Below are 12,848 nucleotides of genomic sequence, written 5' to 3'. Positions count from 1 at the left end.
TTTAGCCTGCCGCCTGCATGGTGGCCCACCATTCGCCATCGGCTTCGACTTCGCCCTGCTCATTAACATGCGGATAGGGCAGGCCTTTGCGTTTTGCCACTTTCGCCAGCACCGGGTAGCCGCCTTCAAACAGCAGGCGCTGCTGCTCTTCGTGCGCGAGCATGCTGTTTTCCCGCTTATACATTCCGGCATTCTGCCGCTGGCGTTGAGCTTCATAGAGGATTAACGCCGAAGCGACAGACACGTTCAACGACTGCACCATACCGATCATCGGAATGATGATATCCTGGTCCGCCAGTTCTAAGGCTTCCTGCGTAATGCCGGTCTTTTCCTGCCCCATCAGGATGCAGGTCGGACGCCTGTAATCTATCTCACGGAAATCAACGGCGTTATCAGAGAGGTGAGTCGCCAGTATCTGCATCCCCTGGCCTTTCAGATGAGTAACGGCATCTGCGATGGTGCGGTGCGTTTTTACCTGCACCCAGCTATTGCTGCCCGCCGCCGCCGATGCCATGGTGCGCATGCGGCTACCCGGCCAGACGGCGTGAACTTCATGGACGCCTACCGCATCTGCGGTACGGATGATCGCAGAAACGTTATGCGGCTTATGGACCTGCTCCATGCAGACGGTCAGATCAGGCTGCCGCCTGGCGAGCATTTCGCATATACGCGCATAACGTTCTGAATTCATAGTACTTAATTTCGGTTACGGGTGACTTTAATGACGTCCGGCATCACGCGGATTTTGCGCATGATATTCGCCAGATGCACGCGATCGCGGGCGGTAAGGCGAATAAAGGCGCTGTAGACGCGGCCATCTTTCTCTTCTGTATTCAGGCTCTGAATATTGGAAGAAGCGGTGTTAATCGCCGCCGTCAGGTTCGCCAGCGCCCCCTGGTGGTTGAACATATCTACCTTGATCTCGGTGATAAATTCCTGGGCGGTCTCTTTATCCCACTCTACCGCCATAAACTTCTCGGGCTCTTTCTGGTAGCCGCGAATATTACGACAGGACTCGTGGTGGATAACCAGCCCTTTACCGGGGCTGACGTGGGCCACAATCGGGTCGCCGGGGATAGGACGACAGCACTTGGCGAAGGTGATAAGCACGCCATCCGCGCCTTTGATCGGCAGATGCCCGCCGCTGGCGCTAACCGTAGTGGTAGCAGGCGTTGACGTCGCTTCGCCCTGCTGCAGGTTTTTGGCCACCACCACGCTCATGGCATTCCCGAGGCCGATTTCTGCCAGCAGATCATCAAGGCTCGCCAGCTTCATGCGGTCCAGTTCGCGCTGAATATGCTCCTGCGGGATCTCGGCCAGCTTCCGGCTGCCGCCCAGCGCGTGGTTAAGCAGACGGCGGCCAAGGCTCACCGAGTCGTCGCGCTTAAGGTTTTTCAGCAGCTGGCGAATCTTGGCGCGGGCTTTCGAGCTGACGACAAAGTTCAGCCAGGCCGCGTTCGGACGAGCGCCCGGCGCGGTAATAATTTCGACGGTCTGACCGCTGGTCAGCGGCTGCGACAGTGGGTAGGGCTGGCGGTCGACGCGCGCGCCAACGCAGGCATGGCCGATATCGGTATGCACCGCATAGGCGAAGTCCACCGGCGTCGCGCCAGCGGGCAGTTCGACGATGCGCCCTTCCGGAGTGAAAACGTAAATCTCATCCGGGAACAGATCGGATTTAACGCTCTCGATAAATTCAAACGAGCTACCGGCGCTCTGTTGCAGTTCCAGCAGGCTCTGCATCCAGCGCTGGGCGCGAATTTGCGCGGTAGTGCTGGTTTCACCGTGCTCTTTATAAGCCCAGTGCGCCGCGACACCCATCTCCGCCATCTGATCCATATCTTCGGTACGAATCTGCACCTCTACCGGCACGCCGTGCGGCCCGATCATTGAGGTGTGCAAAGATTGATAGCCGTTCGCCTTCGGAATCGCGATGTAATCTTTCATGCGGCCCGGGCGAGGCTTATACAGGCTGTGCATCTGGCCAAGCACCCGATAGCAGGTGTCGGAGTCATGGACAATCACGCGGAAAGCGTAGATATCCATAATGGAGTGGAACCGCTGCTCTTTCAGCACCATCTTGCAGTAGATGGAGTAAAGATGCTTTTCGCGGCCGCTGACGCGGCAGGGGATCCCCGCTTCCTGTAAACGCCCTTCGATTTCAGAGAGGATTTTTTGGATCATCTCTTTACGGTTACCGCGCGCGGCCTTCACCACCTCTTTAATCACCCGATAGCGGTTCGGATAGAGCGCTTCAAAGCCCAGCTCTTCCAGCTCGGTTTTGATGTGATGAATACCTAAACGGTGCGCCAGCGGGCTATAAATTTCCAGCGTTTCGCGGGCAATGCGGCGGCGTTTGTCGGGGCGTAAAGAACCCAACGTACGCATGTTGTGGGTGCGGTCGGCAAGTTTGATGAGGATGACGCGGATATCCTGCACCATCGCCATAATCATCTTGCGAAAGTTTTCGGCCTGCGCCTCTTTCTTGTCGCGGAATTTAAGCTTATCAAGCTTTGACACCCCTTCCACCAGCTCGGCAACGCTTTTGCCAAACAGCTGTTCCATATCCTGGTAGGTGGCGGGGGTATCTTCAATCACGTCATGCAGGAGCGCGGCCATTAATGTTTCATAGTCGAGCTTCATCTCGGCCAGAATACAGGCCACCGCAACCGGATGCGTGATATAGGGTTCACCGCTTGAACGTGTCTGGCCCTCGTGAGCGTCACGTGCAACGAGATACGCCTGCCGCAGACGCTTGATCTGGTCTTCCGGCAGGTAGGTTTGAATCAGCTGATTCAGGCTTTCAAACAGATACAAGGGCGACCCGCTTTGTGATTAACGACGACCTTCAGCAATAGCGGTAACGGCTTGTAATTCAGCGGCTTCCTGCTCTTGCTGTTCCTGGCGCTCGCGCACGTCGAGGATCTGGTTGTTGATCAGACCTTCTTCGATTTCGCGCAGCGCGATTACGGTAGTTTTATCATTCTCTTCCGGTACCAGCGGATCCTTTCCGCCTACCTGCATCTGACGAGCGCGACGCGCGGCGACCAGTACCAGGTCAAAACGGTTACCAATTTTCTCTACAGCGTCCTGAACAGTTACGCGTGCCATATTTACAATGCTCCACAGATGGTGATGGACTGGGCATGATACTGAATGTGGGTTCAGTCTGCCAATAGTTTGGTGATTAAAGCGTCATGTCGCTGCATCTGGCGGCCCATACGCAGACGTTCAGCGCGGATGATGGTTTTCAAATCGCCCAGCGCAGTATCGAAGTCATCATTCACAATAAGATAATCATATTCGGCGTAATGGCTCATTTCCGCAACGGCCTGCGCCATACGCTTCGCGATAACCTCTTCGCTGTCCTGGCCGCGCCCGCGAAGGCGGCGGTCCAGCTCGACCTTTGATGGCGGCAGAATAAAGATGCTGCGCGCCTGCGGCATTTTAATGCGAATTTGCTGCGCGCCCTGCCAGTCGATATCCAGAAAAACGTCGACGCCTGTTTTCAGCACTTGTTCAATCGCGGCGCGGGAAGTGCCGTAATAGTTGCCGAAAACTTCGGCGTACTCAAGAAACGCGTCTTCGTTAATCATGTTCTTAAATTCAGCGTGATTAACGAAAAAGTAGTGCTCGCCATGTACCTCACCCGGCCGCGGCGCACGCGTGGTGTGAGAAACAGAGACTTGCGTATCGTACAACGGTTGGGTTTTTAACAAAGCCTGAATGAGACTTGATTTACCCGCGCCGCTAGGGGCGGAAACAATATAAAGCGTGCCTTGAGCCATGAGCGTCTTTTTGTATGTGAATTACGAATGGAAACTTACATACGTGCCTATTATACACAACGGCGCAACGCGACGTAGCCCTCGTCACACTTTTTACCCTCGATAACGCCGTTTTGCGGCCCTTTTTCCTGAATGTTGGTGCTTTTTCTGTAACGCATTACAAACCTTACGGCCCTTCTCGCAATTCCTCTTTTTGTGTATCGAAACGCTTTTCTTTCCGGCGTATACCCATCGCATTGCAATAAGGAGCGGCAAAATGTGGAAACGGATATTCATTTTAATCAGCGCCCTGCTGGGCAACGTATGCAGCTTTGCCTCTTGCCCAAACTGGTCGCCCGCACAGGCGAAGCAGGAAATCACCCGGCTGGAACAGCAGCTTTCTCAATGGAACGACGCGTACTGGCGGCAGGGCGCAAGCGCCGTAAGCGATGAGGTTTACGATCGGCTAATGACGCGGCTAACGCAGTGGCGGCGCTGTTTCGGCGATGTACAAACACCATCCGACATGCCCCCACCCGTCAACGGCGATACGCGCCATCCGGTTGCCCATACAGGCGTCAGCAAGCTGGCGGACAAAACAGAGGTGGCGCGCTGGATGTCTGGCAAACAAGACCTTTGGGCGCAACCGAAAATCGATGGCGTAGCGGTAACCCTGGTCTATCGTGATGGCCAACTGGCACAGGCTATCAGCCGGGGCAACGGCCTTGCAGGGGAAGACTGGACGGCGAAGGCGCGGCAGATCCCCGCCTTGCCGCACACCACGCAAGGCGCGCTCGCCAATAGTGTCCTGCAAGGGGAAATCTTTCTGCGCCGCGAGGGGCACATCCAGAAAGAGAGGGGAGGAATGAACGCCAGGGCTAAAGTGGCCGGGCTGATGATGCGACAGGGCGCTACAGCGCCGCTGGACGAGCTGGGAGTATTTATCTGGGCGTGGCCGGACGGGCCCGCGAAGATGGGAGAGCGTCTTACGCTTTTAGCCGACGCGGGCTTTTCACTGACGCAACGCTTTTCAAAACCGGTGAATCTGCCGCAGGAGGTCGCAGCCTGGCGCGAGGAGTGGTTTACCTCTCCGTTACCCTTTGTCACTGACGGCATCATTATTCGCACGGCAAAAGAGCCTGTGGGCCGCTCATGGGTACCCGGTCAGGGGAGTTGGGTCGCCGCCTGGAAATACCAGCCGGTATCCCAGCTTGCAGAAATTAAAGCCATTCATTTTCGCACCGGGCGCACCGGGAAAACATCCGTTATCGCGGAGCTTGTGCCGGTGAAGCTGGACGACAAACAGGTACAGCGGGTAAATATCGGCTCCGTTAATCGCTGGCGCAGGCTGGATATCGCAGCGGGCGACCAGGTGTTAGTCAGCCTTGCCGGGCAAGGGATACCGCGCCTTGATAAGGTTGTCTGGCGTGGGCTTAATCGCCAAAAGCCACCGATACCCGCGTCCCGCTATACGCCCCTGACCTGCTTTTATTACTCTACTGCGTGCGAAGAACAGTTCATCGCGCGCCTGAACGGGTTGGGGTCGCCCCAGGCGCTGGATATTAAAGGCACAGGCGAGGCGGGCTGGAGACAACTCTCTCAGGCCCACCATTTCAGCCACATTTTTTCCTGGCTGTCGTTAACGCTGCCGCAACTGCAGAAGACGCCAGGCTTTAGCGCAAAACGCGCGCTGCAGTTATGGCATCGGTTTACGCTCGCCCGTCGCCAGCCCTTCCAAAGGTGGGTGAGCGCGCTGGGCGTCCCGCTACCGCGCGCTGCTTTACAGGCGCTGCGCGATAGCACGTGGCTGCAGTTTAAAGCCCGCAACGAGCAAAGCTGGCAAACGCTACCTGGAATAGGGCCTGAAAACGCCCGCAGGATGGTTGAGTTTATTCATCATCCCGACATCGATTCTCTTGTAAGCAAGCTCGGCGAGTTTGGCGTGAACGGTTTTTAATGGCCTTACAATGAGTCACTCTTCGCCTTGCGCCAGGGTATAGCCGTTTCCGGCGAGCTAAAGTTTTTGCGAAGCTGGCTGTAGTTAAATATGTGCCGCCCACCGTCCATTACAAAAATTTGAGATTGCGGCTGGTAGCAATGCTCCAGCAAAGAAAGGCAGTTTTCGGTACCGGTATCGATGCCAAGCCAGCTTAACATGAGCGAATAATTATTTGCCGTAGACCACGGTTCGCTGACCCAGCCCAGCCGACGTTTTTGGTTTTCCAGCGCTTGCGGGCTGTACCAGATAAATTGCGGGACATCGTAGGCTTCTTTACTCGGATTGCGGGAGCCGTGCATATACAACGATGCCAGCTCTGGATTTTTTTCCAGGCCATGATCGGAGAAATAGAGCAGGGAAGAGGCGCTGTCTTGTAGACGCCTGGCCACTTCACCAATAAAAAAGTCGGTAAAATGGATAGCGTTGTTATAGCAATCTTCATATTTATCGCCGGTATTAAGCACAGCGGCAGATTCAGGGTAGCGGTCACATGCGACTTCATGGCTACCATTGATATGCAAAAAGATAACCTTTCGGCCGGGTTTTTTTAATGCCTCGTCCAGCGCGGGCAGCAAGTCAGTGTCATAACGGGTCTGAATCCATTGATGCTTAGCGCTGGTGGAGGCGATAGCAACAATGTAATTGTTACTTTTGCCAGAATTGCCTTGCGCGCTAATCCACTCGGTGTAATAGCCTGATTTAGCAGCGATATTGACGACATTATCAGCAAGCCGGTCAACGGTGAAATGATCGGGGTCCGCGTTGCTAAGAATCATCGGTACGGCGAGAACGGTGGCGGAAGCAGGCGCGATAGCCTGGCTGAAAACCAGCGCATTGCGGGCAAAGGATGCTTCGACAGGTGTCGTCTGTTGTGCAAAACCATACAGCTGCATATTGCTACGGCGGGCAGACTCCCCAACGATGACGACATAGTTTTCAATACCGGTATCGTGAATTTGCAGTGCCGGGTAATGAGGATCGGCTTTGATAATCTGCTCCGCCAGCGCGTTATCGCGATGAGCAATGATTAACTCCGCTCCTGTATAGAGGGGGGTATAGACCAGTATTCGTGAACTCAGAGGGTAATAAACCTCCAGGTCTTGCTTTTTTTGATAAAGCAGGTTACGGCAAACCATCCCATAAATAGCACTAAAAGTATAACGCTGATGAATTTCACACGCGGCGTTATATTCACGCTGAGGCTTTTTACGGTGTACCAGGTGACAACAAAATAGAGGGCAACGACAGGGAGCAAATAAGCGTACAGGCCAAACATGCTCTTTGCTTCTGATGCATTGGTCGCCAGAATACTCATCGCAAAAACGGTATTAAATTCGCTCTGGTAGATATCCCAGCAGCTAAAAGCTACCGCGAAATTTAAGGTTAAAGCCAGCGTCAGGATAAACGTGATGATTTTACCCGGAACATAACGATAAACCGCAGATACACTGAGCAAAAGCAGAACGTTGCAGATGGCGATACGTAACGCAAAGCGAACAGGTTGGGTAAAAAATACCGGCCATAACTGCAGAAAAACAGAAACGATCAACAGGACTATAAAGTAGCCGCGAAATTTTTTATCAAAGGTCAGTGCAAGGCTTTTGGCAAAGGACATTGTCGCATAGCATGGGGTCAGAAAGAGTGAGGGGCGACATTATACGCCTCTTTTAACCGACGGTGAAAAATCTTAACGTGCTACCCGCTCAATAAATAAACGCGGATAGCTGGCAGACGGTATTAATTGTCCCTGGCGACAGATGCCTCATGGTTGATAAGCCATGCTTTGCGGGCAATACCGCCGCCGTAACCGGTCATCGAACCATCTTTACCAATAACACGGTGGCACGGAATGATGATAGCGATGCGATTAGCACCATTTGCTGATGCAACCGCTCGTGAAGCGCCAGGCTTGCCTATTCCTGCTGCAATCGACTGGTAATTTGTTATTTCGCCAAACGTGACGCATCGCAGCCCCTCCCAGACATAAAGCTGAAATTGGCTGCCGGGAGTATCAAGCGCCACGGTAAATTTCTGGCGCAGCCCCGCAAAATATTCGCCAATCTCTTCCTCCGCCTGCCGGGTATGGTTATTTTCTCCGGCGATGATACTGGCGTTGAAAAAACGTTGTAGATCCCTGAATTCAGTTTCCAGGGCGCGTCTATCAACAAACTCCAGCAGACAAATGCCTTTCTCCGTGGCGCAGACAAACATCGGTCCTAGTGGCGTGGTGAATCTGTGAATTAAGATCACCTGACCGCGTACACTCGGCGGCGAGCCAATAAGTTTCTTACAGGTGTAACCAAAGCCGCTTAATGACTCATAGCCATTGTCGAATGCAACGTCTGTTGCTGAGCGACCCGCTTTAAGCTCCTGCAGGGCCACATTAACACGCTGCATACGCTGAAAAGCCTGAAAGGTGATGCCGTAATGTTGTAAGAACCAGCGTCTTACCCTCTCCGGGCTAATATTATGCAGACGTAAAATCACTATAAAATTCGACGTTTTCCCGCTTTGGTTTACGCGCCCGGCAGACGGAGATACAAAATACCCCTGTAGTTTTGACGCCTACAAAAAACACGCCGGTAAATTCTACTGAACGAGCAAGTAACGCCTCATACCAAATATCGCAGCGGGACTTATCAGTGATTTTCATCGTTAAAAACGCCCTGGAAAGAGTGATGAGCCTGCACTTCATTAAACAGCGTTAAGAGCCGAGCCTGCAGTGCGGAATAGATAAAATTCCCCATAGAGATACGCTTTACGCCCAGTGAAGCCAGCGTCCTAAAATCAGCCAGCGCAGGCATGCACATCACATTTAAAGGCAACGGAACCTCACGGGCTATAGCGGCAATATCAGCAGGCTGTGTTACGCATGGGACGAAAAAACCGTCAGCCCCCATTTTTGCATATAACTGACCACGATAGAGCGTCTCCTCCAGCGCGTTATCGAGGTTAAGCAAAAACGTATCGGTACGCACATTAAAAAACAGATCGGGACAGGCCTGCGTTATTTCCAGAAGTTTTGCGGCAAAAATGGATGCATCGTCAAGACTTCTCGCCTGGTTTACCACATGGCTGTCTTCGATATTAATCCCCACCACGCCCAGTTGCCTCAGACGATGAATATTTTCGATAATCCGCTCCGTGGTATCGCCATACCCAGCTTCCAGATCAACACTTAACGGCAGTTTGGTTACAGCTTTAATACGCGCGACGACAAAAAACAGCTCATCAAAACTCATGCTCTCGCCATCTTCATATCCTGACGTCGAGGCGATCGCGGCGCTGGACGTGCCAAGAGCGTGATATCCGGCCTGTCCGGCGGCTAACGCGCTGGCCGCATCCCAGACATTGGCGATGAGCAAAGGCTGGCTCTGGTGGTGAAGTGCAGTGAAGCTCATGATGGTCTCCGGTTGTGTTGTTTTGCAACAATGTGCCGTTTTGCGCGGCGTTCTCACAACCGAAAATTGGATGAGTATTTTTGCGGACTGGAAAAAACAAAAAGGCCATGTTTCACATGGCCTTTGCACACTTATAGTGCTGTAAACAGGGGAGAACGGCCCTGGATATCACTCGATATTCTGAATCTGCTCGCGCATCTGCTCAATCAGCACTTTCAGTTCGATAGCTGAATTGGTGACATCCGCATTGATCGACTTCGACGCCAGCGTATTCGACTCACGGTTGAATTCCTGCATCATAAAGTCGAGACGGCGACCCACCGCCTCTTTCTTCTTGAGGATGTTATAGGTCTCTTTAACGTGCGCTTCCAGCCGGTCCAGCTCTTCGGCAACGTCAATACGCTGCGCCATCAGCACCAGCTCCTGCTCAAGACGGTTGTTTTCCAGCTGTACCTGGGCGTCTTCGAGTTTGGCCACCAGACGCTCGCGCTGCCACTGCAGAATTTCCGGCATATGGCCACGTACTTTGGCAACCTCGGCGCTCACTGCCTCCAGACGCTGCTCAATAAGCGTTTTCAGCGCCTGGCCTTCGGTTTCGCGGGCCACGATAAAGTCGTCCAGCGCGCCATCCAGCGCGGCGAGGATCTCAGCGGCAATCGCGTCCAGATCCTGTTCCTGAGCGGCCATAACGCCAGGCCAGCGCAGAATATCCACCGGGTTGATTTCGCCTTCGTCGCTTTGCAGTTTGACCCAGTTAGCGGCATTCACCAGCTGCTTCGCCAGTTTCTCGTTAAGGATCAGCTCGCCCTGAGCGCTGGAATCGGGTTCGAAACGCAGATTACATTCGATTTTACCGCGGGTCAGACGCGCGCGGATGCGCTCACGAACCACAGGCTCCAGGCTACGAAATTGCTCCGGCAGGCGGAAATAAGTTTCAAGATAACGCTGGTTAACCGAGCGCAGTTCCCATGAGGCGGAGCCCCAGCTACCCTTGATTTCACGCCGGGCGTAAGCGGTCATACTGCGGATCATAGTCGTTCCCGTTTTTAAAGGAGAGATGCGGGGATTATAGCTTTCACGGGCTTATCAGGATAGGAATAACCAGGCTAAGTCAGTATAATGCGCAGCCACATTCGTAACAGCCGGAGAAATTATCATGCGTCCAGCAGGTCGTAGCACCACCGAGGTGCGTCCCGTCACCCTGACCCGTAACTACACAAAACACGCAGAAGGTTCCGTGCTGGTCGAATTCGGCGACACTAAAGTACTGTGCACCGCAACCCTTGAAGAGGGCGTACCGCGCTTTTTGAAAGGCCAGGGCCAGGGCTGGATCACCGCAGAATATGGCATGCTGCCGCGCTCTACGCACACCCGCAACGCCCGCGAAGCGGCGAAGGGCAAGCAGGGCGGGCGCACCATGGAAATTCAGCGCCTTATCGCCCGCGCGCTGCGCGCAGCGGTGGATTTAACCGCGCTGGGTGAGTACACCATTACCCTGGACTGCGACGTCATTCAGGCCGATGGCGGCACGCGAACCGCGTCCATCACCGGCGCCTGCGTCGCGCTGGCCGATGCCCTGAACAAGCTGGTAGCGAACGGCAAGCTGAAAGCCAACCCGATGAAAGGGCTGGTTGCGGCGGTCTCCGTGGGTATCGTTAACGGCGAAGCGGTTTGCGACCTGGAGTATGTTGAAGACTCGGCGGCGGAAACCGACATGAACGTCGTGATGACCGAAGACGGGCGCATTATTGAAGTGCAGGGTACAGCGGAAGGCGAACCGTTCTCGCACGAAGAGTTACTGACCCTACTGGCGCTGGCGCGAGGGGGCATCGAAAGCATTATCGCGACGCAGAAGGCGGCGTTAGAAAATTGATTTTAAGGCGACTGAGAAGTCGCCTTTTTTTTGCGCTTTATTCTTCCTGCCGCCAGCGAAGAGAAAAGCCTTAATGATGAAAAGCAAGATAAGGAGCGAATCCATGAAACAATATCAGCGTCAGTTTATTGAGTTTGCGCTAAATAAACAGGTTCTTAAATTTGGCGAATTCACGCTGAAATCCGGGCGCAAAAGCCCCTATTTCTTCAACGCCGGCCTGTTTAACACCGGACGCGATCTGGCGCTGCTGGGCCGCTTTTACGCCGAGGCGCTGGTGGATTCGAAGATTGATTTTGACCTGCTGTTTGGCCCGGCTTACAAAGGTATTCCTATTGCGACGACCACAGCGGTGGCGCTGGCGGAACACCATGAGCGCGACGTGCCGTACTGCTTCAACCGTAAAGAGGCGAAAGACCACGGCGAAGGCGGCAACCTGGTGGGCAGCAAGCTGGAAGGCCGTGTGATGCTGGTGGATGATGTGATTACCGCGGGCACCGCGATTCGTGAATCAATGGAAATCATCCAGACCAACGGCGCAACGCTGGCGGGCGTGCTGATTTCACTGGACCGTCAGGAGCGCGGGCGCGGTGAGATTTCCGCCATTCAGGAAGTCGAACGTGACTACGGCTGCCAGGTCATTTCCATCATTACGCTCAAAGACCTGATTGCTTATCTGGAAGAGAAGCCGGAGATGGCCAACCACCTTGCAGCCGTTGAAGCCTATCGGGAAGAGTTTGGCGTCTGATACAACGCCCCCGGCCAGGCCGGGGGTACGTTAATTACACCAGCTTCGCGCCCTGCGTGTTCACGTAAAGTGAGTAAATCGATGTGCTGGAGGCCATAAACAGGCGGTTACGCTGCTCGCCGCCAAAGCAAAGATTGGCGCAGCGTTCCGGCAGCTGGACGATGCCGATATTTTTCCCCTGCGGGTTAAACACGCGCACGCCGTCAAGCTCTTCCGTCCCCGTCCCCCAGCCGCACCAGAGGTTGCCGTCCACATCGCAGGCGATCCCGTCCGCCGTACCGTTGCCGCAATCAATATGCACCCGCTTGTTTTTCAGGGTGTTGTCCACGACATCCCATGCCAGAATCAGACGGTTGGGCGTAGCCCTTCCCTCTACCACATAGAGGATTTTCTCATCCGGCGAGAAGCAGATCCCGTTTGGCCCTTTCACATCGCCCAGCATCACGCTCAGCTTGCGGGTTTCCGGGTCCAGCCGATAGACATTCTGCGGCAGCTCCGGCGTGGCTTTGTGGCCCTCATAGAAGCCGGAAATACCAAACGGCGGGTCGGTGAACCAGATGGTGCCGTCTGACTTCACGGCAATATCGTTGGGGGAGTTAAGCGGTTTGCCGTCAAAGCTGTCGGCCAGAACGGTGATCGTGCCATCATATTCGGTACGGGTGACGCGCCGGGTGTCATGTTCACAGCTGATCAGCCGTCCCTGCCTGTCACGGGCGTGGCCGTTCGCATAGTTGGCCGGGTGGCGAAAAACGCTTGTTTCACCGGTGGCTTCGTCCCAGCGCATAATGGCGTTGTTTGGGATGTCGCTCCAGAGCAGCATTCGCGTATCGCCGAACCACACCGGCCCTTCCGCCCAGCGAAAGCCGGTGGCAATCTGCTCAACCTTCGCGCTGGCGAGCATATAGCCGCGGAAGCTTTCATCCACGGCAACGATACGCGGGTCCGGATAACGCGCGGACGGCGCCCACGCAGCGAAACTTTTTTGACTAAGCAGCAGTGATGCGGTCGCCACGCCGCCAAGTTTGAGCAAATCCCGCCGTGATGTCGCCATATAACCTCTCCT

The 12,848-nt window shown here is 54.5% G+C and carries 12 protein-coding genes and 1 pseudogene; 3 read left to right on the top strand and 10 right to left on the bottom strand.

Annotated elements, in window-relative coordinates; translation table 11 throughout:
* Window position 1: 1 nt before the first annotated feature.
* From trmH to gmk, 4 genes are read right to left on the bottom strand one after another with little or no spacing between them, the layout of a single operon-like run.
* The gene (gene trmH / locus ENTHG_RS17740) at window positions 2-691 is read right to left on the bottom strand and encodes a tRNA (guanosine(18)-2'-O)-methyltransferase TrmH (protein ID WP_044182790.1); all 690 of its coding nucleotides are present in this window, start codon (window positions 689-691) and stop codon (window positions 2-4) included.
* Between the two features lie 5 nt (window positions 692-696).
* On the bottom strand, window positions 697-2,817 hold the full coding sequence (gene spoT / locus ENTHG_RS17735; RefSeq protein WP_044182787.1) for a bifunctional GTP diphosphokinase/guanosine-3',5'-bis pyrophosphate 3'-pyrophosphohydrolase: 2,121 nt from the start codon (window positions 2,815-2,817) through the stop codon (window positions 697-699).
* 18 nt (window positions 2,818-2,835) lie between these two features.
* Entirely contained in the window at window positions 2,836-3,111 is a 276-nt protein-coding gene (gene rpoZ, locus ENTHG_RS17730; protein WP_000135058.1) for a DNA-directed RNA polymerase subunit omega, read from the bottom strand.
* A 53-nt stretch (window positions 3,112-3,164) separates the two neighbouring features.
* Window positions 3,165-3,788, bottom strand: a complete 624-nt coding sequence (gmk, locus tag ENTHG_RS17725; RefSeq protein ID WP_044182784.1) for a guanylate kinase — start codon at window positions 3,786-3,788, stop codon at window positions 3,165-3,167.
* 241 nt (window positions 3,789-4,029) lie between these two features.
* Between gmk and ligB the strand changes: the two genes are divergently transcribed.
* Window positions 4,030-5,724, top strand: a complete 1,695-nt coding sequence (ligB, locus tag ENTHG_RS17720) for an NAD-dependent DNA ligase LigB (RefSeq protein WP_425325304.1) — start codon at window positions 4,030-4,032, stop codon at window positions 5,722-5,724.
* A 5-nt stretch (window positions 5,725-5,729) separates the two neighbouring features.
* On the opposite strand, the gene ENTHG_RS17715 is transcribed toward ligB, so the two are convergent.
* The 5 genes and pseudogenes from ENTHG_RS17715 to ENTHG_RS17695 all read right to left on the bottom strand — a co-directional run bounded on the left by ENTHG_RS17715 (window position 5,730) and on the right by ENTHG_RS17695 (window position 10,199).
* Window positions 5,730-6,902 carry a phosphoethanolamine transferase gene (locus ENTHG_RS17715; protein WP_237567503.1) on the bottom strand — a complete coding sequence of 391 codons (1,173 nt, stop codon included), beginning with the start codon at window positions 6,900-6,902 and terminating at the stop codon, window positions 5,730-5,732.
* Window positions 6,842-7,381: a hypothetical protein gene (locus ENTHG_RS26115; protein ID WP_044182778.1), complete on the bottom strand. Its 540-nt coding sequence runs from the start codon at window positions 7,379-7,381 to the stop codon at window positions 6,842-6,844. The genes ENTHG_RS17715 and ENTHG_RS26115 overlap by 61 nt, the downstream gene beginning before the upstream one ends.
* A gap of 122 nt (window positions 7,382-7,503) precedes the next feature.
* Window positions 7,504-8,419: pseudogene (locus ENTHG_RS17705) on the bottom strand (bifunctional transcriptional activator/DNA repair enzyme AdaA).
* Window positions 8,406-9,167, bottom strand: coding sequence for an isocitrate lyase/PEP mutase family protein (locus tag ENTHG_RS17700; RefSeq protein ID WP_044182775.1), 762 nt, complete (start codon window positions 9,165-9,167; stop codon window positions 8,406-8,408). Before ENTHG_RS17700 ends, ENTHG_RS17705 begins: the two are co-directional and overlap by 14 nt.
* Window positions 9,168-9,335: 168 nt before the next feature.
* The gene (locus tag ENTHG_RS17695; protein ID WP_044182772.1) at window positions 9,336-10,199 is read right to left on the bottom strand and encodes a YicC/YloC family endoribonuclease; all 864 of its coding nucleotides are present in this window, start codon (window positions 10,197-10,199) and stop codon (window positions 9,336-9,338) included.
* A 124-nt stretch (window positions 10,200-10,323) separates the two neighbouring features.
* Here ENTHG_RS17695 and rph point away from each other — a divergent pair, with 124 nt between their 5' ends.
* Together rph and pyrE are read left to right on the top strand one after the other, a co-directional pair.
* Window positions 10,324-11,040 carry a ribonuclease PH gene (gene rph / locus ENTHG_RS17690; RefSeq protein WP_044182769.1) on the top strand — a complete coding sequence of 239 codons (717 nt, stop codon included), beginning with the start codon at window positions 10,324-10,326 and terminating at the stop codon, window positions 11,038-11,040.
* A gap of 103 nt (window positions 11,041-11,143) precedes the next feature.
* Window positions 11,144-11,785, top strand: coding sequence for an orotate phosphoribosyltransferase (pyrE, locus tag ENTHG_RS17685; protein WP_044182766.1), 642 nt, complete (start codon window positions 11,144-11,146; stop codon window positions 11,783-11,785).
* A 34-nt stretch (window positions 11,786-11,819) separates the two neighbouring features.
* On the opposite strand, the gene ENTHG_RS17680 is transcribed toward pyrE, so the two are convergent.
* A complete protein-coding gene (locus ENTHG_RS17680; protein WP_044182761.1) occupies window positions 11,820-12,836 on the bottom strand; it encodes an SMP-30/gluconolactonase/LRE family protein in 1,017 nt (338 codons plus the stop codon).
* Window positions 12,837-12,848 lie beyond the last annotated feature (12 nt).

Origin of the sequence: Phytobacter massiliensis JC163, from assembly GCF_000321045.1 — a bacterium.
In the GTDB taxonomy this organism is placed as follows: domain Bacteria; phylum Pseudomonadota; class Gammaproteobacteria; order Enterobacterales; family Enterobacteriaceae; genus Phytobacter_A; species Phytobacter_A massiliensis.
Note: the sequence above shows the minus strand (reverse complement) of the source record. Positions and strands in the feature narration are given on the sequence as shown.

Excerpts from the sequence above, each read along its gene's own strand:
- trmH (WP_044182790.1), bottom strand. The coding sequence starts at position 691 with ATGAATTCAGAACGTTATGCGCGTATATGCGAAATGCTCGCCAGGCGG.
- rpoZ (WP_000135058.1), bottom strand. The coding sequence starts at position 3,111 with ATGGCACGCGTAACTGTTCAGGACGCTGTAGAGAAAATTGGTAACCGT.
- gmk (WP_044182784.1), bottom strand. The coding sequence starts at position 3,788 with ATGGCTCAAGGCACGCTTTATATTGTTTCCGCCCCTAGCGGCGCGGGT.
- ENTHG_RS17715 (WP_237567503.1), bottom strand. The coding sequence starts at position 6,902 with ATGGTTTGCCGTAACCTGCTTTATCAAAAAAAGCAAGACCTGGAGGTT.
- ENTHG_RS26115 (WP_044182778.1), bottom strand. The coding sequence starts at position 7,381 with ATGTCCTTTGCCAAAAGCCTTGCACTGACCTTTGATAAAAAATTTCGC.
- ENTHG_RS17700 (WP_044182775.1), bottom strand. The coding sequence starts at position 9,167 with ATGAGCTTCACTGCACTTCACCACCAGAGCCAGCCTTTGCTCATCGCC.
- ENTHG_RS17695 (WP_044182772.1), bottom strand. The coding sequence starts at position 10,199 with ATGATCCGCAGTATGACCGCTTACGCCCGGCGTGAAATCAAGGGTAGC.
- rph (WP_044182769.1), top strand. The coding sequence starts at position 10,324 with ATGCGTCCAGCAGGTCGTAGCACCACCGAGGTGCGTCCCGTCACCCTG.
- pyrE (WP_044182766.1), top strand. The coding sequence starts at position 11,144 with ATGAAACAATATCAGCGTCAGTTTATTGAGTTTGCGCTAAATAAACAG.
- ENTHG_RS17680 (WP_044182761.1), bottom strand. The coding sequence starts at position 12,836 with ATGGCGACATCACGGCGGGATTTGCTCAAACTTGGCGGCGTGGCGACC.